The sequence below is a fragment of the Rhodococcus sp. UNC23MFCrub1.1 genome (genome assembly GCF_000686025.1).
Classification (GTDB): domain Bacteria; phylum Actinomycetota; class Actinomycetes; order Mycobacteriales; family Mycobacteriaceae; genus Rhodococcoides.
On sequence record NZ_JMLQ01000001.1, the window covers coordinates 572,856 to 594,148 of the forward strand.

Sequence of the window (21,293 nt, forward strand, 5' to 3'; positions counted from 1 at the left end):
CCTCACGCGCCCAGAATGGGTACCGCGTCGGTTTCACGACGGCCCTCGGACCGATCTCCCGAACGGTGACACACGGCAATTCGCCTACGCAGGAATGGTCTCCGTCCCTGCGTAGTATCGAATGGGACATGCCGTCGACCGGGCATGACCGCACGCGCACCAGCAACTCGAGGAGATTCGGTTGGCGCCCGTAGACGACCCCGTGCACCGCGGAGACGTACCTCCGCCGATAGATCTCGCCGGGCACATGCGGGAACTGGGACGCGCGTTCCTTCCCGCTCTGATCATCGCGCTGATCGTCGGCGCCGGCGTCTTCGCCCTCCGCGAGTACGGCACCGAGAAGCAGTACGCGGCATCCGTCGTGACGGAGATCCGGGCGACCGGCGAGGTGATCCCCGGCGACGCGTTCATCGAGCAGCTGCGCGCCCCGTTCATCGGGCTGGCCGCGGACAACGACGTGCTCGATCAGGTGCTGTCGCAGGTCGACACAGGCTGGGACGCCGGTGAGCTCGCCTCCCACCTCGAGCTCGCCCCGGGAACGTCGCCGGCGCTGCTCACCTTCACCGTCACCGCGGACTCCCCCGAGCTCGCCCTCGAGGTCGCCCGCACCACGGTGACCACGGTGTCGCAGGCGTCGTCGGCCAACGCCGCCCGCAACGCACAGGGGCAGCTCGAGCAGGTCCAGGCCTCGATTGCCGCCGAGGAGGCGCGCAACTCCCAGCTCATCCCGGGCGACCCCGCCCGCTCCGCGTCGGACCAGTCGCTCGCCGACCTCCGCGACCAGCTGACACAGCTCCAGAGCACGGGCGGCGGGAACCAGCTGGTGGTGCTCGCCGTGCCCGAGCAGAGCACCGCCCCCGTCTCACCGATGCCGGCCTCGGAGGCCTCCGTCGCGGGTCTGGTGGCGTTCATCGTCGCCGCCGAGCTGATCGTGTTGCTGCGCAGTCGACTCGGGCGTCGTCCGCGGCCCGCGTGGGCCCGCCGCGTCGCTCGCAAGTACCAGGCCGACTTCGATCCGAAGGTGACCACGGGCCTGCCGCCCATCGTCGCCGCGACGGTGGCCGCGTCGGACCGGGGCGCGTCGTCGTCCAACGGGAACGGCAGCAACGGCAACGGCACCCGGTCGGCCGGCGCTCGCCACGCCGCTCACGGTCGCATCGAGCAGAACGTGCTGGTACTCGTCGGTGACGACGCCGTGTATCCGGCTCCCACCTCCCTCTCCACGGGCGGGCAGCCCCGCCACCCGGACGCACTCGTCGGGGCCGACCTCACGAGCGAGTGGTGGACCTTCGTCGACGTGCACGACGTCGAGACCGCGGTGGTACTACTGTCGTCCGGTGGACGCGACCGCCGAGCTGCCGAGGGAGTGCTGAAGCAGCTGCGGACGTTCGGCATCCACACTCACCTCGTCGTGCAACCGTCCGGCCGCAAGCGCCGGTCCGATCCCGCCCCGGGTGGACGCACGGCCTCCCAGCGCCCCGAGGAACAGGTCGGACACAATGCCAGACACTGACAAGATCGCGATCGTCCACGAGCGCTTCACCGAGATCGCCGGATCCGAGCACGTCGTCGAACAGCTCGCTCTGCAGTGGCCGGGCGCGCGCGTGTACGCACCCATCGCCCGTCCCGAGGGAACTCCCGCCGGGCTGACCACGCCGCCGAACACCACGTGGCTCAACTCGATCTACAACGGCATCGGTCAGCGGTCCTACGCCCCGGTCCTGCCGCTGATGCCGACGGCGTTCCGTCGTCTGCCGTTACGCGACGCCGAGGCCGTCGTCGTGAGCCACCACGCCTTCGCGACGCAGGCCGTGCACGCGACCGACGCTCCCGTCATCGCCTACGTGCACAGCCCGGCGCGTTGGGCGTGGGATCCGGAACTGCGGGCGGGTGAGGGCGGCGGCCGCGCAGGTGCCGCGATCCTCACGGCACTGTCGGCCGTCGCACGGCGCTGCGAGACAGGAGCCGCGCCGCGTCTGACCACCGTCGTCGCCAACTCGACCGCCGTCGCGGACCGCATCTCGCGCTGGTGGGGACGAGACGACGCCGTGGTGGTGCACCCACCCGTCGACACGGAGGGCTTCACTCCCGATCCGACGGTGGAGCGTGAGGACTTCTTCCTGCTCGCCGGTCGCCTGGTGCCGTACAAGCGTCCCGACATCGCGATCCGTGCGGCAGCCCTGGCGGACGTACCGCTCATCGTCGCCGGCGACGGCCGCGCGATGGAGCAGTGCCGCGCCCTCGCCGGACCGAAGACGGTGTTCCTCGGCCGCGTCTCGCACGAGAAGCTGCTCGAGCTCCACCGCTCCACGCGTGCACTGCTGATGCCCGGCATCGAGGACTTCGGCATCGTTCCTGTCGAGTCGATGGCCACCGGTACCCCGGTCATCGCGCTCGGTGAGGGTGGTGCCGTCGACTCGGTCATCCACGGCACCACCGGATTGCACGTGCAGCCCGGTACCGACGACGAGATTGTCACCGGTTTCGCCGACGCCATGACGTCGTTCGACCCGGCCCAGTTCGATCGAGCGCAGATCCGCGTCTGGGCGGAAGGATTCTCGCGAGCCAACTTCCGCTCACGGATGCAGGAGGTGATCGATGCCGCAGTCTGAGTACCCGTCGACCGAACTCGACCGCACGTTCGCGCCCGCCCAGAACCTGGCGGTCGTGGGACCCGTGGCGGGGCTCGACGTCGAGGCTGCGCGGGCCATGCTCGCCGCGGCGGAGAACGCGTCCCCCACCTCCCGCATCCGTCTCGATCCGCGTGCGGATCAGCGACACTGGGCGTACCGCACCGACATCGGCGCCGGCACCGCCGTCACCAGCAGGCCGGATCTGGCCACCGACGACCTCGGTGAGCTGATGGATCGCGTGCGTACCCGCGAGGGCGTGCGAGCCCCCGTGGAGATCGTGCTGTGCGGTGATTACGCCGTGGTCCACTACTCCCATGGAGTGGGCGACGGCCTGATGGGCGTGACCATGGTCGGTGCCGCTGCCAGCGACCCGGGCTTCGCGATGGCACGCAGCATGGCGCCGTCGCTGCCGAGAAACGCCACGTGGAGCGCTCTTCGACGGCACTACCGATCCAACCCTCGCGCGCTGCAGGACCTCCGGCGCCTGCGCGCCGTCCACAAGCGGCGTGACGCGACGGCCGACGGAGTGCCGACGCGCCGTATCGAGCACTGGGAGTCGACGAAGACCGCGCGCGCGGCCTACATGCGTCCCGAGCAGGTGGCAGCACTGCGATCGTGGTCGAAGGCGAACGCGCCGGGCGCCACCGGCGCGTCGGTCTCGGTGGCCCTGCTCGTCGCCGCTCTACGGTCCGAGGGTGTGCCCCTCGACGAGCACGTCATGATCCTCTTCAACTGCCGCCGATACCTCGACGAGAAGCACCGCGCGGAACACGGCAACTTCGCGATCGGTATCCCGGTCCGCCTGCCCGTGCTGCCGACGCCGGGTGACGTCGCCGGTGTCATGAAGCAGGTCATCGACTCCGGCTGGCCCATCGCCGTGCTCGGAATGGCCGATGCCCGAGCAACTCTCAAGGGTCACCGGACAGCCCCGGCACCGGCGCCGAGCGAGGACGTCGTCACGGTGCCCGACCGACCGCGACTCGCGGTGAGCGACCTGGGCACCCTCTCGATCTACGACCACCTTCCCTGGCTCGACGACGGTCGGCCCCGGCAGATGACGGCTTCTCTCGAACCAGACGGCCCGGACGGCATCTCGATCCTCGTCTCGCAGGTCCAGGGCGGACGTTCGTACTCGGCGTCGTTCTGCAGCGGCATGATCGAGACCGAGACGGTCGACCGTGCCCTCGCCCGCGCGTGTGCCGATCCCGTCGGCCTGCTGAGCCGGAACACGGCCGACCTGCGCTCCGACGGGGAGTGACGTGCGGTGGCCGCGATCGAGACGACGACCGCGCGCCGCCACGTCGCGCTGACCTGGCTGTCGGTGCTGGCCGTCCTCTGCGCGAGTTGCGCTGGGCTGCCGGGAGAGTCGGCCCCGGAGACGGCCGTCGACTCTCTCACCGACGTCGCCGCGGGCTCACTGCTGGGCACCCCTCGTGACTTCGCGGGCTATCCCGCGCTCGCCACCTTGACGGCGGTGTCAAAGACGGTGCTCTACCGTTCGACCTCCGGCATCGACGGCTCCGCCACCGAGGTGAGCGGGCTGGTCCTCGTTCCTCGCGGCGACCCACCGGCGGGTGGGTGGCCGGTCGTCTCCGTCGGCCACGCGACCACCGGTACCGACAGTCGGTGCGCGCCGTCCACCCACATCGGGCTGCTGGGGGCGCTCACCACCGTGATCCCGTTCCTCGCCAACGGTTACGTGGTCGCCATGACCGACTACGAGGGCCTGGGCACCCCGGGGCCGCACCCGTACCTCGATGCCGCCACGGCCGGCAACAACGTGATCGACGCGGTGCGCGCAGCGCGCGAGGTGGAACCGACGGCGTCCGACTCCTGGATCGGCTACGGCGTCTCCCAGGGCGGGCAGGCGGTGTGGGCCGCCAACGAACGGGCCGCCGACTACGGCAACGGACTCCGCCTCGTCGGCACCATCAGCATGTCCCCCGCGACCGACCTGAGCCCGCTCGTCGACGCGATGGTGGCCGGAACACTCACCGCCGAACAGGTCGCGCTGGTGCCGTCGGTCCTGACAGGGCTGTCCGTCGCGCACCCCGACCTCCAGGTGACCGACTACCTCCGCGGTGTGCTGTACGAACGCCGGGACGTCTTCGCCGCCTGCGAGGGCGAGAACGACGGGCTCGAGAGCGCGATCGCCGAGTCTGTCACACCGGCGGACTACGCACCGGTGGACGAGGCCGCCGCAGATCGTCTGCGCGCGTGGCTCACCGAGGCCGGAGTGCCGGGCGCCGCGGCGACCGCGCCCATGTTCGTCGGCTACGGCGAACTGGATCGACTCGCACTCCCGGAGTGGACAGTGGCCGCGGTGCAGCGAGCGTGCGCACTCGGCGACACCATCGAGATCCGCGAGGCACCGGGGCAGGGCCACGGCATCCTGAACCTCGGAAGTGCGCCGGCGGAATGGCTGGACGGCCGGTTCGCCGGGACACCGGCGCCGAGTACCTGCAACTAGGTCACTCCCCGCGCCACTCGCGCTCGAACGGCAGCCGCCACGCATCGGGCGCGACCAGACTGTGGATCGCGTTGGGACCCCACGATCCCGGCGCGTAGGACCGGACGGGCGGCGGGTCCTCGAGCAGCGGTGCCGAGACCTCCCACAGCCGCTCGATGCCCTCGGAGGTGGTGAACAGCGTGTGATCCCCGTGCATCGCATCGAGAATCAGCCGCTCGTACGCCTCCAGAACGTCTGCGGCACTCTCCGTCTCGTGCAGCGCGAACTGCATGCTGAGCTTGTCCAGGCGCATGCCCGGGCCCGGCCGCTTGCCGTAGAAGGAGAGCGACACCTTCGACGAGTCCGTGAGGTCGAAGGTCAGGTGGTCCGGCCCCTGGGCGCCGACGCCGGAGCCCGCCGGGAACATCGACTTGGGCGGCTCCCGGAACGCGATCGAGATGATGCGCTGCCCCTCGGCCAGCTTCTTGCCGGTCCGGAGGTAGAACGGCACACCCGCCCACCGCCAGTTGTCGATGTGGCACTTCAGGGCGACGAAGGTGTCGGTGTCCGAGTCGGGGGCGATGTCCTTCTCGCTGCGGTAGCCGGAGTACTGGCCGCGCACGACGTTCCGCGGATCGAGGGGAAGCATGGAGCGGAAGACCTTGTTCTTCTCCTCCTTGATCGCCTCGGGTTCCAGCGCGGTGGGCGGTTCCATGGCCGTGAAGGCCAGTACCTGGAACAGGTGGGTCACCACCATGTCCTTGAAGGCACCCGTCGACTCGTAGAAGCCGGCGCGGCCGTCCAGTCCCAGAGTCTCGGGCACGTCGATCTGCACGTGTTGGATGAACGTGCGGTTCCAGATCGGCTCGAAGAGACCGTTGGCGAAGCGGAACGCGAGGATGTTCTGCGCCGGCTCCTTACCGAGGAAGTGGTCGATGCGAAAGATCTGCTCCTCGGCGAAGGTCTCGTGCACAGCCGCGTTGAGCGCGACGGCGCTGGCGAAATCGGTGCCGAACGGCTTCTCCATGATGATGCGGGCCCGCTCGACGAGCGTCGCCTCGGAGAGCATGTCGATGACGGCGAGCGCCGCGGACGGCGGTACCGACAGATAGTGCAGCCGCTGCACGCCGTCCCCGAGTTCCTTCTCCGCCGCTGCCACCGCGTCCGACAACGCCTGCGGGCCGGCGGTCTGGGGCACGTAGGTCAGGCGAGTCGCGAAGCGGTCCCACTCGTCCTCCGTCGGTGTGCGCGTGGAGAACTGCTCGATCGCCTCCTTCGCCATCGCTCGGAACTCGTCCGACGTCATCTCCTGCAACGACGTACCGACGACGCGCATCCGCGGCGCCAGTTCGGACAGGACGAGGTGCATCATCCCCGAGAGCAGCTTGCGTTTGGCCAGGTCTCCGGTGGCACCGAAGAGGACGACCACCTGGGGCGGCAACGCGTCCGGGACGGAGGATCGGCGGCGAGTCGTGGTCATGCCCGCGATGCTTCCATCGAACCCGCACTCCCGCTCGGCGGGGGGTGAGCGCCGCGCACGCGCTACCGTGGTGGTCAGCGCCGTGTCGTCGCGCTGCCCGATTCCGCACCTTACGGAGCACCCGCATGTCGTCCCGTCCTGCCCTTCTCCGCACCGTTCTCCTGGCGTGCCTCGCGTTCGTGATGCTGCTGGCCTCGGCCTGCACCATCGGATCGAGTGACGGCGGCTCGGGAGGTGATTCCGGCGGCGCGCCGGAGACGACGCAGGCCGCACCCGCGCCGACCCTCACCCTCGACCCGCCGGACGGCGCGGCCGACGTCAACCCGCTCGCGCCGGTGAGCGTGACGGCGTCGAACGGCACCATCACCGCGGTGCGGATGACGAACGCGGACGGTGTCGTCGTCGACGGGGTCGTGACACCCGACGGATCCACCTGGAAGCCGGCCACCACGCTCGGCTACGGGAAGCAGTACTCACTGGAGATCGACACCGAGGCGACCGACGGCGCCGCGCACGAGCAGACGAGCACGTTCACGACCGTGGAGCCGGACAACTACACGCTGCCGTCCTTCGTGACGTCGGGCGGCAACCTGCTCACGGACGGGGGCACCTTCGGCGTCGGCATCGTCGCGGTGGTGCACTTCGACGAGCCCATCGGCGACCGCGCCGCCGCCGAGCGCACGCTGTCCGTCCAGACCACGCCCGCCGTGACCGGATCCTGGTACTGGGCCGACGACCAGAACGTCCACTGGCGGCCGGAGAACTACTACACGCCCGGAACCGCGGTGACCATCTCCGCGAAGGTGTACGGCGTCGAGGTCGGTGAGGGCCTCTTCGGACAGGAGGACGTCACCACGTCGTTCACCATCGGCGACTCGCACGTCTCCGTCGCCGACGACGACACCAAGCAGGTAGAGGTGTACGAGAACGGCACGCTCGTGCGCACCATGCCCACGTCGATGGGCATGGGCGGCAGCGAGACCGTCGGTGGCCAGACGTTGACGTTCTGGACTCAGCCCGGCGTCTACACCGTGCTGGACAAGGCGAACCCGGTGATCATGGACTCCTCGACGTACGGGCTGCCGGTGAACTCGCGCCTCGGGTACAAGGAGTCGATCAACTACGCGACGCGCATCAGCAACGACGGCATCTACCTGCACGAACTCGAGGACACCGTGTGGGCGCAGGGCAACACCAACGTCTCGCACGGCTGCCTCAACCTGAGCCGGGCCAACGCGTCCTGGTTCTACGACTTCTCGGTGCCCGGCGACGTCGTCGAGGTGCGCGACACCGGCGGTGCACCGCTGCAGCAGTGGCAGAACGGTGACTGGAGCGTCCCGTGGTCCGAGTGGCTCGCCGGGAGTGCGCTGGCCTGATCCGCTCGCGGTCGTCACCACCCCGCGCGCACCTTTACACTGTACGGAGACGCGCGAGGAAGGTTCATCAGGAATGCCGGGGACGACGACAGCACACAGCGCATGACGGGTGTGCTCGCATGATGAACGTGGTCGCGTGACGACCCGCGACGAGCTGTTCCCCGGCACGGACGCCACCTCGACCGCCCATCGCGAGTTCGACTGGTCGACGACGTCACTCGGACCGGTCGAGAACTGGCCGGACGCACTGGTGACCGCCATCCGCACGCTGTTCCCGTCCGAGGTGGGACAGCTCGTGTGGTGGGGCGAGGATCTGGTCCAGCTCTTCAACCACGCCTACACCCCGATGGCAGGCGACCTGTTTCCCGAGGCCGTGGGCCAGCGCGCCGCGGACTGCTGGCGCGTCGGCTGGGAGCAGCTCGGCCCGTTGGCGCACGACGCCCTGCGCGGCACCGCCGTCCATCGCACCCGTCAGCGCGTCCTGCTGGACCGTTTCGGCTACCTCGAGGAGACGTTCTTCACGTTCTCCTACAGCCCGATCCTCGGTTCCGGCGACACGGTGAACGGGGTCTTCGTCGCCACCACCGACGTGACCCAGCAGGTGCTGGCGGAGCGCCGCATGTCGGTGCTGCACGAGCTGGGCTCGATCTCCGTGGCCTCCCGCGACATCGACGACGTCTGCCGGGCGTCACTGGACCTGCTCGCCGGCAACGAGGCCGACGTGCCGTTCGCGTCCATCCACCTCCGCACCACCCACGACGCGGAACTCGGCGAGATCCGTCCCGTCGCCTCGACGTCCACGACGCTCCCCGGTCGGCCGCACACCGCCACGACCGTCGATCGCGGCGTGATCGATCGCGTCAGCACGAGCGGTGTCGGCGAGATCGTGGGCACGACCGCCGTCGTGCTCCCCCTGCACGCGTCGTCGGGCCGACCCGTCGGCGTTCTCGTGGCCGGCATCAGCGCGTTGCGGCGCTTCGACGAGCCGTACCGCGTGTTCCTCGATCTGGTGGCCGGACGCATCTCGACGGCGCTGACGGATGCGTACTCGTATGCGGCAGAACGCCGCCGGGCTCGCGACCTGGAAGAGCTGGATGCTGCCAAGATCCGGTTCTTCGAGAACGTCAGCCACGAGTTCCGCACCCCGCTGACACTGCTCCTGGGTCCGTTGGGCGACGTGGTGGACGACCAGGAGAACCCACTGCCGCCGCACCGGGTGCGATCGCTGCAGACCGCGCGGCGCGCGGCACTGCGACTGCAGCGACTGGTGGACACCCTGCTCGACGTCGCCCGCGGCGATGCCGACGGATTCGTCGTGTCTCTCGAACCGACCGACATCGTCTCGCTCACCACGGACTGCGCCTCGATGTTCCGCGACGCGACGGCGCGGGCCGGCGTGGAACTGCACCTCGCACTCGACGGCGTCACCCACCGCTTCGCCGAGATGGACCGCACGATGTGGACTCACGTGGTGATGAACCTGGTGTCCAACGCGGTCAAGTTCACGACGGCGGGATCGGTGACCGTGAGCCTGCGAGACGACGCGGACACGGTGACGTTGACGGTCACGGACACGGGACCGGGTGTCCCCGAGGCCGACCGAGCGAAGATCTTCGACCGGTTCTATCAGGTCGCGGCCGCCGCCGGTCGCAGCCGCGAGGGGTCCGGCGTCGGACTCTCCCTGGTGCGCGACCTCGTGGCCGCCCTGCACGGCACCATCGACGTGAGCGACGGCCCGGACGGCACGGGATCCACGTTCACCGTGACGCTTCCCCGCACGGTGGCGTCCGCGCCGCCCGCCTCCGACGCCACCACACAGGAGGTCGCGGAAGCGTTGGGCGCCGGGTACATCGGTGAAGCCGACACCTGGCGACCGCTGGACGGCGTCCGGACCGATCCGACACCCGATCAGCGCCAGGTGGTGCTCGTCGAGGACAACGCCGACATGCGCGACTACCTCGTCGGACTGCTCCGCGAACAGAACTGGCACGTGACCATGTTCGCCGATGTCGACTCCGCGATGGCGCACGCCCGCGCCCACCCGCCGGACGTCATCCTCAGCGACATCATGCTGCCGGGACGCTCCGGTCTCTCGCTCGTCGACGAGGCGAGGTCCGACGGCCGGCTGGTGCGCGTCCCGATCGTGTTGCTCAGTGCACGTGCGGGATCCGAGTCGGTCGTCGAAGGCCTCCGCCTCGGTGCGGACGACTACGTGACCAAGCCGTTCCAGCCGGCGGAGCTCGTCGCACGTGTCCGGGTGCACCTCGAGCTCGCCCGGTTGCGGGAGCAGCTGCTCGGCAGCGCGCAACGCGAGGTGTCCTCGCTGCGCACGGCGCTCGACAGCCGCAGTGTCCTGAGTCAGGCAGTGGGCCTGCTGATGGTCACGCAGCGGATGTCGCCGGAGGCGGCCTTCGACCACATCGCGACGATGAGTCAGGCCGCCAACGTCAAGGCTCGGGTGATCGCGGAGCAACTGGTCCGCGACTTCGTGGAGGAGCTCGGGTCCGACCCCGTCGGATAGGCACAGCAGCGCAGGAGGTCTCGTCGCATGACGGAACGCAAGCCGTCGGACATCAGTGTCCAGACGTGGGTGGACCGGCAGATCGCGTCCGCTCAGGAGAACGGCGCCTTCGAGAACCTGCCGGGCCTCGGCAAGCCGATCCCGCCGTCGAGCACCGACGAGTTGTCCTGGGTGCGGGGGTATCTGAAGCGCGAGAACCTCTCGGGCGATGCTCTTCTGCCGACGCCGCTCCGCCTGCGCAAGGAGGTCGAGCGTCTCCCGGAGGCGCTGCGGGACGTACGGTCCGAGGACGCGGTCCGTGCGATCGTCAAGGATCTGAACGCGCGCATCATGGACTGGCTGCGGGCGCCCGTGGGACCTCAGGTACCCATCGGCCGCGTCGACGCCGACGAGGTGGTCGCGCAGTGGACCCGGGACCGGTCAGCGGCTCGGGCAGCGCTCGCGGCGAAGAAGGCATCGCTGCAACAGGCCGGTCTCATGACGTCGGACCCCGCGCCGCCAGCACGCGCAGCGTCACGGGCTCGACGACCCTGGCTGCGATGGGTCCGGCGACGGCCATGATCAGCACGTAGGCCGTGGCGAGTGCGGCCAGCTCGCTCTCCACGGCGCCGGCCGCGACGGCCAGACCCGCGATGACGATGGAGAACTCGCCGCGCGCGATCAGTGCTGCCCCGGCACGCATCCGGCCCAGCTGTCCCACGCCGATCTGCTTCGCGGCCCACGCGCCGGTGGCCACCTTGGTCACCGCGGTGATGACCGCGAGCAGCACCGCGTACCCGAGGACGGGCGGGATCGAGCGCGGGTCGGTGTTGAACCCGAACACGACGAAGAAGATGGCCGCGAACAGGTCACGCAAGGGCTCGAGCACCCGGGTGGCGGCCTGGGCGGTGGATCCCGAGATGGCGATCCCGAGCAGGAACGCCCCCACGGCCGCGGACACCTGCATCGCCGACGCGATTCCGGCCACCAGGAGGGCGAGCCCGAAGACTTTCAGCAGCACCACCTCTCGGTCCCGGCTGGCGACCACCTTCGACACCACCCACCCGTACCGCAGTGCGACGACCAGCACGACGGCGACGACCAACAAGGAGATCCCCACGGCCTCGGCGCCGCCGAGAATGCTGACGCCGCCGAGCACCGCGGTGAGGATCGGCAGATAGAGCGCCATCATGAGGTCCTCGAACACCAGGATGGACAGCACGACGGGCGTCTCGCGGTTGCCCAGTCGGCCCAGGTCACCGAGCACCTTGGCGACGATGCCGGACGACGAGATGTAGGTGACACCGCCGAGCACCAGGGCGCCGATCGGTCCCCAGCCGAGAATCAGCGCTGTCACCGCACCGGGCACGAAGTTCAGCACCAGGTCGACCAGGCCCGCGGTCCACGACCGTTGCAGCCCGGTGACCAGTTCGTTCGCGGTGTACTCGAGTCCGAGGAGCAGGAGCAGCAGCACCACGCCGATCTCGCTCGCGAGATGGGTGAAGTCGTCGATGCCGTCGAGCTCGACGATGCCGCCGTTGCCGAAGAACAACCCGGCGAGCAGATAGAACGGGATGGGGGACATGCCGATCCGCGACGCGAGCCTGGCGAGCAACCCCAGCGCGAAGAAGACAGCGCCCAGCTCGGTCAGTCCGAGCGCAGTCTCTCCCACCCGTCAGCTACCGAGGATCTTCGCTGCGTGATCGAGACCGTCGCTCGTTCCGACGACGACGAGCAGGTCGCCCGAGACGAGGGTGAAGTTCGGCGGCGGCGACGGCTGGACCTGCCCCGCCCGCATGACCGCCACGATGGACACCCCGGTCTTGGTCCGCATGGCGGTGTCGCCGAGAAGTCGGCCGTCGAAGCGGGATCCCTCGTGGATCGGCAACTGCCGGGTCCGGATACCGGGGAGGTCGCGGTGCTCCTCCCCCAGCTGCGCGACGAGTTGCGGCGTGCCCAGCAGGTTGCCGAGCGCCGCCGCCTCCTCGTTCGTCAGCGTGATCGACGCCTGCGTCGAGTCCGGGTCCTCCTTCTTCGACACGATCAGCTCGTTCGTGCCGTCCTTGCGCGTGATGACCCCGATGCGTCGCCCCGTGGACAACGCGAAATCCTTGCGTACCCCGATGCCGGGAAGCAGGGTGACGTCGACGTTCATGCGGCGATGCTAGCCCCTCAGATCAGTCGTGACGGGTCCAACAGTCCCGTCTGCACCGCCTTCACCAGCCGACGCGGCACCCGGTGCGTCACGCCGCCGACGGTGACGGACACCAGATCCGGCGGCGTCGCCTTCCACTGCGAGCGTCGACTGCGCGTGTTCGAGCGGGACATCTTCCTCTTGGGAACAGCCACGGGTCAGGCCTTTCTCGTGCGGGTGCCGTAGCGACGCTCGAACTTCTCGACGCGTCCCTGCGTGTCCATCACCCGCGCCGCGCCGGTCCAGAACGGGTGCGACTCGTTGGTGACGTCGACGACCACCAGCGGATATGTGCGACCGTCCGAGTACTCGACGGTGCGATCGCTGGTGACGGTCGACCTCGTCAGGAACATCGATCCCGTCCCGGAGTCCTGGAATACGACCGGATGGTAGTCCGGATGTACGTTCTTCTTCACTGTGCAGCCCTTCTGTCGTCGTCCGCCCCGACGGCGGAACTGTCTGTCTCGCAGGGATCTTCGTGGTACTGCCCGAAAGGGTCGGCCCACTCGGCCCAGAGCTCGGGAGTCTCGAGCTCGTCCGGCGTGAGCAGCGCGTCGGACAGCGCCGCGTACACGTGCTCGGGATCTGCCTCGTGCACCAGCACCACCAGCGACTGCGCGCGGTCCCCGTACTCCTCGTCCCATGCGAGTGCGGCGAGAGCGCGGCGGGCGGTGGGCGCCTCCTCGTAGTCGTCCGGTGCCATGGCCGCGAGCCATGAGCCCGCGGAGGCAACCCGGAGCCCACCGCCGGCGGACTCGAGCCACAGCACGGCGTCGGGTTGCGTGGCCACCCACAGCCGACCGCGGGTGGCGACGACACCGTCGAGGAGAACGTCGATCGCGTCGTGCAGCCGGCCCGGGTGGAACGGCCGTCGGTCCGTGAACTCGACCAGGGTGACGCCGCACTCCGCCGACAGCGGCGGCTGCCCGTCGAGCAGTGGCGCGTGGGCGTCGTCGACGAGTCCTCGCCGCGCCGTCGCCGGAACGCGGGCCAGCAGGTCTCGCGGACGTTCGCCCGGCAGGATCCAGACCCGCGGCGCGCGTGGTGCGAGCCGCGCCAGTACCGCATCGAGGCGCGCGGCGTCCCACCGATCGACTCCGGTGTCCGCGACGACCAGCAGATCGGATCCTCGAACGGTGCCGACGGCGACCTGCGCGACGGTGCGGTCGTCGAGAAGATCCACGACCTGACCGCCGTCGGGCCCGGGCGGGAACGCCCGTTCGCCGACGAGCTCGTCGCCGGTGGCGTCGGACAGCCAGGTCGCGCCGTCGACGCAGCCGACGACCGCCTCGATGCGCACGTCTCGCGACGCCGTGGCGTCCACCCGGCCGACCATGCCGGTGACGACGGTGTTCTCGATCGCCCAGCAGATCGCCTCGACCTCCAGCGAGGGATCGACCCGGACGACGATGCGTCGCACGGACGAGTCCGCGGAGACCGATCGCAGCAGGGGCAGCAGATCCTCCCGCAGCAGGCAGGAGACGCAGCACCCGAGACCCGCCAGGTCGACGACCCGGGTGGTCGGCGTGCCGTCGTCGTCCATCCGGACCGTCCGCCGCCGCACGACACCGACGGTGGCGTCGGAGAGGTCGTGGTGCAGGACGATCGTGCCCGGCTCCTGGAACGTCGCGCTCACCGCGGCGCCGAGATCCTCCGGCCCGCACACCACGACCAGGGGCGTTCTCCTGTCGGGCGCCTCGAGGTTCTCCATCGGCACTGCACGTCCTTTCGGTTCTTCGAGTTGTCGACAACGATTGTCAGTTACCGGCGTCCGAGCGTACAGTTCCGATACAGCGCTTGTCGACAACTGTTGTCGATAAAGTCACCGGTCACCAGTCGACAGAGAGGAAGGGTTCGCGATGTCCGCGCACTGCGACGTCACAGGACGGGTCCCGAGCTTCGGGAAGTCCGTCTCGCACTCCCACCACCGCACGAGTCGGAGGTGGAATCCCAACGTGCAGCACAAGACCTACTTCGTACCGAGCCTCGGCCGACGAGTGCGGCTGACGGTTTCGGCGAAGGGGATCAAGACCATCGACCGCGACGGCATCGACTCCGTCGTCACGCGGCTCGTCGCGGCCGGAAAGAAGTTCTGACATGGCGAGCAAGAGCACCGACGTCCGGCCGATCGTGAAACTGACGTCGACCGCCGGCACCGGCCACACGTACGTCACCCGGAAGAACCGGCGCAACGATCCCGACCGACTGGTCCTGCGCAAGTACGACCCCGTCGTGCGTCGACACGTCGATTTCCGGGAGGAACGCTGATGGCCAAGAAGTCGAAGATCGCCCGCAACACCCAGCGGGCCGAGATCGTCGCCCGCCACGCGGCACGTCGCCACGAGCTGAAAGAGCTGATCCGGAGGCCCTCGACGAGCGACGAGGACCGGTTCGCGGCGCAGCGGGCTCTCCAGCGTCTACCGCGCGATGCGAGTCCGGTAAGATTGCGCAATCGAGACGCTGCGGACGGTCGCCCGCGCGGGTACCTCCGGAAATTCGGACTCTCCCGCATCGGCGTTCGAGAGAGAGCACATCGCGGGGAACTTCCCGGCGTCCACAAGAGCAGTTGGTGAGATGGAGAACTCATGGCAGTGAAGAGGGGCCCGTCCAAGAAGGATCGGGTCGAGAAGGATCGCAAGCCCAAGAAGAACCCGCTCATCGCGGCGGGCATCACCGAGGTCGACTACAAGGACGTGAACCTGCTGCGTCAGTTCATCTCCGATCGCGGCAAGATCCGTAGCCGCCGTGTCACCGGGCTGACCCCCCAGCAGCAGCGTCAGGTCGCCACCGCCGTGCGCAACGCACGCGAGATGGCGCTCCTTCCGTTCACCACCCGCTGAGTGTCGACCGGTAGGGGCTGACAGGCCCCCCGTGTCAGGAGTTCTCGCCGGATTCACCGTCATCTTCGTGGTCGTCTTCATCGGCTACGTCGTCGCCCGTACGGGCGTACTCGGTGAGTCCGGCGGACTCGTTCTGGGGCGGATGGTGTTCTTCGTCGCCACTCCGGCGCTGCTGTTCGACACCCTCGCCCGCGCCGACCTGTTGGTGATCTTCTCCCCCACACTCGCCATCACGGCCGTGGGGGCTCTGCTGGTCGGAGCCCTGTATCTGGTGATCGCCCTGACGATCACGAAGCGCACGGTCCCCGAGGCCACCATCGGGGCACTCGCCGCGTCCTACGTCAACGCGGCCAACCTCGGCATCCCCATCGCCGTGTACGTCCTGGGCGACGCCTCGTTCGTCGCGCCGCTGCTGCTCTTCCAGATCATGATCTACTCGCCGCTGGCCCTGACGATCCTGGACGTCTCGACGTCGTCGCGCGGCACCTCGCTGGTCGGTGTCGTGGCAGCCCCGTTCACCAACCCGATCGTCCTCGCCGGCCTCGCCGGACTGGCGCTCGCCGTGACGGGTCTGAGCCTGCCCGACCCCGTGATGCAGCCGTTCGCACTGCTCGGCGGCGCCAGCGTTCCCGGCGCCCTTCTCGCCTTCGGCATGTCGTTGCAGGGCGTACGCGTGCTCGAGCGGGGAGCCGGACCGCGCCGCGACGTCGCGCTGGCGACCTTTCTCAAGATGGCCGTGCTGCCCGTCCTCACCTACGTCCTGGCGCGGTGGGTGTGGCGCATCGACGGCCACGACCTCTTCGCCGTGGTGGTCATCGCAGCGCTTCCCACCGCGCAGAACGTGTTCATCTACGCCACCCGTTACGGCCGCGGAACCGTGCTGGCACGCGACACCGCGTTCGTCACGACGTTGGTGTCCGTTCCCGTCATCGCCCTCGTCGCGGCGCTGCTCGCGTGACCGTGGGAGCGAGCTCGGCCGGGCCCGCGCGCGGCCGCGCTACCGTGGAGGTCATGAGGTCGTTCGCCCTGGGGCTGCTGTTGTGTGTCGCACTCGGCGGATGCGGCTCCTCCGACCCCGGCGACGCCGGCGACCTCGAGACCGGCGCGGCGTCCCCCACCGACCTCGTGCCCGTCCCCGGCTCACCGCCGGTTCCCCACGAGGTGGCCGCGGACCAGGTGGGCACCGAGTTCACACCCGGCGCGTCGCTGGTGATGGCGCAGTCCACACCGTTCGAGGCGTGGACCGCGCTGCCGGGCAACCGGATCGCGGTGCACTTCGTCACCGGCACTCCCGAGTGCTACGGCGCCGACGCGACCGTGGAGGAGACCGAGGAGACGGTGGTGGTCACCGTCCGGACCGGCACCCTCGAATCCGCGAAGGACAAGTCCTGCATCATGATCGCCGTGTACGGGACCATGGAGCTGCAGCTCGCGGCCCCGGTGGGCACCCGCACGGTGCTCAACGGGACCTGAGCCGGCTCAGCGCTTCCTGCGGGCGCTCAGATAGTCGCTCACCACCGCGGCACCGAGTCCGTCCAGATCGGGTGCGACGACCCGCCCGCCCACGCGCTGGGCCATCCGGTCCACGACGCGGGCCAGACCGGGATCGTCTCCCAGCCGGAAGATCGTCACCTGCGCACCGATCTTCGCCAGGGTGTCGAGCTCCCTGACCGTCAACCCGAGGGTCCGCGGATGCGGCGGATAATCGAAGAAGGCGTGGCCGTCCGGTTCGAGATGGGCGGTCGGCTCGCCGTCCGTGACGATGAGCACCACGGGTTGGGCGTTGGGATTGCGCCGCAGGTGCGCCGTGGCCAGCATCAGCGCGTGGTGCAGGTTGGTGCCCTGGTCCCACGCGCCGTCGAGCCCCGCCAGTTCCGACGGTGTGAGCGTCTGCGCGTGTCGTCCGAAACCGATCATCGTCAGATCGTCGCCGCGGAACCGCGTGCTGACGAGGTGATTCAACGCCAGCGCCGTCCGCTTCATCGGAACCCAGCGACCCTCCATCACCATGGAGAACGACGTGTCCACCAGCAGGGCCACCACGGCCTGTGACCGTTGCTCGGTCTCGCTGATCTCGACGTCGGTGACGGCCAGACGCACTCCGGTCTCGCCGTCTCCGCGAGGTTCCGTCGCGGTGCGCAGGACGGCGTTGGTCACCGTCCGGACGACGTCCCACGGCTCGGTGTCGCCGAACTCCCAGGCGCGCGACGCACCGGTGGGCTCGCCCATCGCGCCCGCTCGGCGGGTGTCACGCTCACCGCGGCGCGATGCCATGCCGCCCGCGACGTCCTTCAGAGCCGATTGCCCCAACTGCCGCATGGCCTTCGGGGACAGGCGCCACTGTCCGTCGGCCCCCTTGTCGAGGAAACCCTCCTGCTGCAACGCCTTCTCCAGGTCCGCCAACGTCCGCGCGTCCGCGGCCGCCTCCGGACCCAGTTGGCGCAGCAACGCATCGGCGTCGATGTCGTCGAGCGCCGCACCGTTGTACTGCTGCGAGAGCTGGTCCCCCAGCTCCTCGAGTTCGGCGATGTCCTGCAGCACACCGGTCCCGTCGCCGAGTCCCATGCCCTCCTGACCGCGGAACTTCTGGGCGGAGTCCCAGTCCTCCCCCGGCCGGGCCGACTGCAGATTCGCGTCGAGTCGCGACAGCTGGTCCATCAGGTCCTGGCTGCCGAAGGCCTGCTGCGCCAACGCGTCCAGCTCGGCACGCTGCTCCGCGGAGAGCGAGTTCCGCAGCCTCTGCGCTGCTGCGGACCGCTCCGCGAGAGCATCGATCAGGTCGTCGATGGTCTCGGGATTCTCGGGGAAGAACTCACCGTGATCGCGCATGAACTTCTCGAACTGCTCGTCGGTGTTCTCCCCGCGTGCATGGGCGTCGAGCATGTCGTTGAGATCGGACAGCATCTCGGCGACCCGAGCACGGTCCTCCTCGGTGGCCCCCTCGAGTGCCTGCTTCATGCCCTTGAAGCGTTGATCGAGCACCTCGCGGCCGAGCAGATCCTTGATCTTCTCGTAGTTCTCCCGCGCCTCGCTGCTGCGCCAGTCGTAGTCGGCGAGCTCCTGCACGGCCTGCGCCGTCGACGGAGGCAGTTCGGCGATCTGCATCTCCTGGAAGCGGGCGTCGTCGTCCAGCGCACGGGCCAGGGTCTTGCGCTCCTCGAGGACCGCCTCGTCCAACAGCTCGCGCACCTCCTGCAGGGTGCCGTCGAGATTCTTGTTCTTCAGCAGTTCCCGCCGACGACGGTTCGCCCGCGCGGCGAGATCGTCCAGGCCGCGCATGTTCTTCGTCCCGCGACGCAACATCTCCTGCATCGCGCGGCGCGGCGACGCACCTTCGAGAACGTCCTGACCGATCGCGTCGAGCGCCTCCCGCAGATCGACGGGTGGCGCCAGCGGATCCGGACCGTCGACGTACGGCCCGTACCGGGAGTTGTGGCCCGCCATCAGCTGTACACCGTCTGCCCGTCGTCGCCGGTGTCCTTGCCGATGCGACGTGCGAGGTAGAGACCCTCGAGCGCGAGCTCGACAGCCGCGGCGCGCTCACCGTCGGAGGTCGCGCCCAGACGCTCGGCGATCTCGTCGATGACAGGAAGATCCGGCAACTCGTTCAGCAGCACCTTCGCGGTGACTCGATCACCGGTGATCACGGGCTCACCCTGCTCGACGGCCGTGACGAGAGTGCCCAGGTCGATACCGCCGAGCGAGTCCCGTGCGGTGTCGGCTGTGGCCCGCCGCAGCAGGTGGTTCAGAACCTCGATCTCCCGTCCCTCCTCGCCCGACTCGAACTCCACCTTGCCCCGCAGGACGTCGACGATCGTCTGGGTGTCGACGGGTCGAGCCACCGGATCGGACTCGCCCAGCACGGCGGCACGGTGCACGGCGGCCGCGCCGACGGTCTCGGCGGCGGCGACGGCGAACCGAGCCGAGACGCCGGAACGCTGGTCGACCGACGGCGATTCACGCAGCAGCCGGGTGAACCGCGCCAGCACCTCGAGCACGTGCGGCGGCACGACTGCGGTGAGGTCGGCCTCCTGCTCGATGACCGCGATCTCGTCGGTCAGCAGGATCGGATAGTGGGTGCGGATCTCGGCGCCGAACCGGTCCTTCAGCGGAGTGATGATCCGACCGCGGTTGGTGTAGTCCTCCGGGTTCGCACTCGCGACGAGGAGCACGTCGAGGGGCAACCGCACCGTGTAGCCACGGATCTGGATGTCGCGCTCCTCCATCACGTTGAGCAACGACACCTGGATGCGCTCGGCAAGGTCGGGCAGCTCGTTGATCGCCACGATTCCGCGGTGGGTACGCGGCACGAGGCCGAAGTGGATTGTCTCCGGATCGCCCAGGCTGCGGCCCTCGGCGACCTTCACGGGGTCGACGTCGCCGACGAGGTCGGCCACCGACGTGTCCGGGGTCGCCAGCTTCTCCGAGTACCGCTCGGAGCGATGGCGCCAGGACACCGGCAGATCGTCGCCGAGTTCGGCCGCCCGGCGGATCGAGGCGGGGGTGATGGGGTCGTAGGGATGCTCACCGAGCTCAGAGCCGTCGATGACGGGCGTCCACTCGTCGAGCAGCGTGGCGAGGGTACGGAGCAGGCGGGTCTTGCCCTGCCCGCGCTCGCCGAGGAGAACGACGTCGTGCTGGGCGAGGAGTGCGCGTTCGATCTGCGGAAGGACGGTGTTCTCGAATCCGAGAATGCCGGGCCATGCGTCGCGGCCCTCGCGCAGGGCGTCGAGCAGGTTGTCGCGGAGTTCGTTCTTGACTGTCTTCTGGACGTGTCCCGACGCGCGGAGTTCACCGAGGGTGGTCGCGCGCGGGTGTGGATCTCGACTACTGGGAGACTGGGTCACCCTTCCAACGTACGAGCGTCGAGCCGTTTCGGCACGTGCACAGCTCGATCAGTGCCCCGACGGGTCCGTCAGGTCCTTGCCCTCGGCGTTCTTGACGCGCTTGCGTTCGAGCAGGATCACTGTCAGACCGGCGGCCCAGAGGATCACGGTGGCCGGGAACAGGATCATCACCCACCCCTCGAAACCGCCTCCTGCGGCAGTGAGCCCGAGACCCATGGCCCCGAGGCCCAGTGCGATGAGGAAGTAGCCGGGCCAGTTCCGGGCATCGGCGATGGCCTCGCCGGCGTGTGCGCGGAAGGTCCGCTCGTCGTCGCGAGGCTCGCGCTCCGAGCTGCCCTCCTTCATTCCGCCGTCCGGGTCGCCGTCACGGTGGTCCTGAGTCATGGCCCGCGTCTACCCTCGCCGAGAACAGACCAAACACGATGTGGCCTCCTGCCGGTAGCGTCGAGCGGTGACCGAGACCAGTGCATACGACTTCACCGCCACCACCATCGACGGCGAGCCCGTCGACCTCGCCGCCTACAAGGGCAAGCCGCTCCTCATCGTCAACACCGCTTCGCAGTGCGGATTCACGCCGCAGTACGAGGGCCTCGAGGTGCTGAACAAGACGTACGGGCCGCAGGGGCTGGTGGTTCTCGGCTTCCCGTGCGATCAGTTCGGGCACCAGGAGCCCGGCGACGCCGACGAGATCAAGAACTTCTGCTCGCTGCGGTACGACGTCACGTTCCCGATGCACGAGAAGATCGAGGTGAACGGCGACGGCGCGCACCCGCTCTACAAGTGGCTGCGCGACCAGAAGTCGGGCGTGCTGGGCAGCCGGATCAAGTGGAACTTCACCAAGTTCCTCATCGACGCCGACGGCAAGGTGGTCGACCGTTTCGGGCCGACCACCAAGCCGGAGAAGCTCGCGAAGCCGATCGAGAAGGTCCTCGCGAAGAACTGAGCCCGGGGGGTCGAAGTTCGGGGGGGGGTCG

The 21,293-nt window shown here is 69.1% G+C and carries 23 protein-coding genes; 14 read left to right on the forward strand and 9 right to left on the reverse strand.

Annotated features, from left to right (window positions below):
* The first annotated feature begins 181 nt into the window (after positions 1–181).
* The 4 genes from BR07_RS23060 to BR07_RS0102830 are packed head-to-tail and all read left to right on the forward strand — an operon-like array spanning position 182 to position 5,103.
* Positions 182–1,513, forward strand: a complete 1,332-nt coding sequence (locus BR07_RS23060) for a hypothetical protein (protein WP_197027710.1) — start codon at positions 182–184, stop codon at positions 1,511–1,513.
* The gene (locus BR07_RS0102820; protein WP_027504128.1) at positions 1,500–2,612 is read left to right on the forward strand and encodes a glycosyltransferase; all 1,113 of its coding nucleotides are present in this window, start codon (positions 1,500–1,502) and stop codon (positions 2,610–2,612) included. Before BR07_RS23060 ends, BR07_RS0102820 begins: the two co-directional genes overlap by 14 nt.
* Positions 2,599–3,891, forward strand: coding sequence for a hypothetical protein (locus tag BR07_RS23065; RefSeq protein WP_051612966.1), 1,293 nt, complete (start codon positions 2,599–2,601; stop codon positions 3,889–3,891). The genes BR07_RS0102820 and BR07_RS23065 overlap by 14 nt, the downstream gene beginning before the upstream one ends.
* A 6-nt stretch (positions 3,892–3,897) precedes the next feature.
* On the forward strand, positions 3,898–5,103 hold the full coding sequence (locus BR07_RS0102830) for a lipase family protein (protein WP_231476142.1): 1,206 nt from the start codon (positions 3,898–3,900) through the stop codon (positions 5,101–5,103).
* Between the two features lies 1 nt (position 5,104).
* On the opposite strand, the gene zwf is transcribed toward BR07_RS0102830, so the two are convergent.
* The gene (zwf, locus tag BR07_RS0102835; RefSeq protein WP_027504130.1) at positions 5,105–6,562 is read right to left on the reverse strand and encodes a glucose-6-phosphate dehydrogenase; all 1,458 of its coding nucleotides are present in this window, start codon (positions 6,560–6,562) and stop codon (positions 5,105–5,107) included.
* 125 nt (positions 6,563–6,687) lie between these two features.
* Here zwf and BR07_RS0102840 point away from each other — a divergent pair, with 125 nt between their 5' ends.
* The 3 genes from BR07_RS0102840 to BR07_RS0102850 all read left to right on the forward strand — a co-directional run bounded on the left by BR07_RS0102840 (position 6,688) and on the right by BR07_RS0102850 (position 11,020).
* The gene (locus tag BR07_RS0102840; RefSeq protein WP_027504131.1) at positions 6,688–7,938 is read left to right on the forward strand and encodes a L,D-transpeptidase; all 1,251 of its coding nucleotides are present in this window, start codon (positions 6,688–6,690) and stop codon (positions 7,936–7,938) included.
* A 136-nt stretch (positions 7,939–8,074) separates the two neighbouring features.
* On the forward strand, positions 8,075–10,459 hold the full coding sequence (locus BR07_RS0102845; RefSeq protein ID WP_037183966.1) for an ATP-binding protein: 2,385 nt from the start codon (positions 8,075–8,077) through the stop codon (positions 10,457–10,459).
* 27 nt (positions 10,460–10,486) lie between these two features.
* Complete coding sequence (locus BR07_RS0102850; RefSeq protein ID WP_027504133.1) at positions 10,487–11,020, forward strand: J-domain-containing protein; 534 nt, start codon at positions 10,487–10,489, stop codon at positions 11,018–11,020.
* Here BR07_RS0102850 and BR07_RS0102855 read toward each other — a convergent pair.
* Genes BR07_RS0102855 through mrf form a run of 5 tightly spaced genes read right to left on the reverse strand, consistent with a single transcriptional unit; the run spans position 10,935 to position 14,343 of the window.
* The gene (locus tag BR07_RS0102855; protein ID WP_027504134.1) at positions 10,935–12,110 is read right to left on the reverse strand and encodes a cation:proton antiporter; all 1,176 of its coding nucleotides are present in this window, start codon (positions 12,108–12,110) and stop codon (positions 10,935–10,937) included. The genes BR07_RS0102850 and BR07_RS0102855 overlap by 86 nt on opposite strands.
* Positions 12,111–12,113: 3 nt before the next feature.
* Positions 12,114–12,593, reverse strand: a complete 480-nt coding sequence (locus tag BR07_RS0102860; protein ID WP_027504135.1) for a cation:proton antiporter regulatory subunit — start codon at positions 12,591–12,593, stop codon at positions 12,114–12,116.
* 17 nt (positions 12,594–12,610) lie between these two features.
* Complete coding sequence (rpmF, locus tag BR07_RS0102865) at positions 12,611–12,787, reverse strand: 50S ribosomal protein L32 (RefSeq protein WP_027504136.1); 177 nt, start codon at positions 12,785–12,787, stop codon at positions 12,611–12,613.
* Positions 12,788–12,790: 3 nt separating this feature from the next.
* A complete protein-coding gene (locus BR07_RS0102870) occupies positions 12,791–13,048 on the reverse strand; it encodes a type B 50S ribosomal protein L31 (protein WP_027504137.1) in 258 nt (85 codons plus the stop codon).
* Positions 13,045–14,343, reverse strand: a complete 1,299-nt coding sequence (mrf, locus tag BR07_RS0102875) for a ribosome hibernation factor-recruiting GTPase MRF (protein WP_027504138.1) — start codon at positions 14,341–14,343, stop codon at positions 13,045–13,047. The genes BR07_RS0102870 and mrf overlap by 4 nt, the downstream gene beginning before the upstream one ends.
* Positions 14,344–14,491: 148 nt before the next feature.
* Between mrf and rpmB the strand changes: the two genes are divergently transcribed.
* The 6 genes from rpmB to BR07_RS0102905 are packed head-to-tail and all read left to right on the forward strand — an operon-like array spanning position 14,492 to position 16,945.
* Positions 14,492–14,728, forward strand: coding sequence for a 50S ribosomal protein L28 (rpmB, locus tag BR07_RS0102880; protein WP_027504139.1), 237 nt, complete (start codon positions 14,492–14,494; stop codon positions 14,726–14,728).
* A 1-nt stretch (position 14,729) separates the two neighbouring features.
* On the forward strand, positions 14,730–14,900 hold the full coding sequence (gene rpmG / locus BR07_RS0102885; RefSeq protein WP_027504140.1) for a 50S ribosomal protein L33: 171 nt from the start codon (positions 14,730–14,732) through the stop codon (positions 14,898–14,900).
* Positions 14,900–15,205: a 30S ribosomal protein S14 gene (rpsN, locus tag BR07_RS0102890; RefSeq protein ID WP_027504141.1), complete on the forward strand. Its 306-nt coding sequence runs from the start codon at positions 14,900–14,902 to the stop codon at positions 15,203–15,205. The genes rpmG and rpsN overlap by 1 nt, the downstream gene beginning before the upstream one ends.
* A 12-nt stretch (positions 15,206–15,217) precedes the next feature.
* Positions 15,218–15,472, forward strand: a complete 255-nt coding sequence (gene rpsR, locus BR07_RS0102895) for a 30S ribosomal protein S18 (protein ID WP_027504142.1) — start codon at positions 15,218–15,220, stop codon at positions 15,470–15,472.
* A gap of 31 nt (positions 15,473–15,503) precedes the next feature.
* Positions 15,504–16,430, forward strand: coding sequence for an AEC family transporter (locus BR07_RS0102900; RefSeq protein WP_027504143.1), 927 nt, complete (start codon positions 15,504–15,506; stop codon positions 16,428–16,430).
* Between the two features lie 53 nt (positions 16,431–16,483).
* A complete protein-coding gene (locus BR07_RS0102905) occupies positions 16,484–16,945 on the forward strand; it encodes a hypothetical protein (RefSeq protein ID WP_027504144.1) in 462 nt (153 codons plus the stop codon).
* A gap of 6 nt (positions 16,946–16,951) precedes the next feature.
* Here BR07_RS0102905 and BR07_RS0102910 read toward each other — a convergent pair whose 3' ends face one another.
* From BR07_RS0102910 to BR07_RS0102920, 3 genes are read right to left on the reverse strand one after another with little or no spacing between them, the layout of a single operon-like run.
* Positions 16,952–18,916 carry a vWA domain-containing protein gene (locus tag BR07_RS0102910; protein ID WP_027504145.1) on the reverse strand — a complete coding sequence of 655 codons (1,965 nt, stop codon included), beginning with the start codon at positions 18,914–18,916 and terminating at the stop codon, positions 16,952–16,954.
* Entirely contained in the window at positions 18,916–20,319 is a 1,404-nt protein-coding gene (locus BR07_RS0102915; RefSeq protein WP_027504146.1) for a sigma 54-interacting transcriptional regulator, read from the reverse strand. Before BR07_RS0102915 ends, BR07_RS0102910 begins: the two co-directional genes overlap by 1 nt.
* Positions 20,320–20,367: 48 nt before the next feature.
* Positions 20,368–20,703, reverse strand: a complete 336-nt coding sequence (locus BR07_RS0102920; protein ID WP_081821049.1) for a hypothetical protein — start codon at positions 20,701–20,703, stop codon at positions 20,368–20,370.
* A gap of 67 nt (positions 20,704–20,770) precedes the next feature.
* Here BR07_RS0102920 and BR07_RS0102925 point away from each other — a divergent pair, with 67 nt between their 5' ends.
* A complete protein-coding gene (locus BR07_RS0102925; RefSeq protein WP_027504148.1) occupies positions 20,771–21,262 on the forward strand; it encodes a glutathione peroxidase in 492 nt (163 codons plus the stop codon).
* Positions 21,263–21,293: the final 31 nt, after the last annotated feature.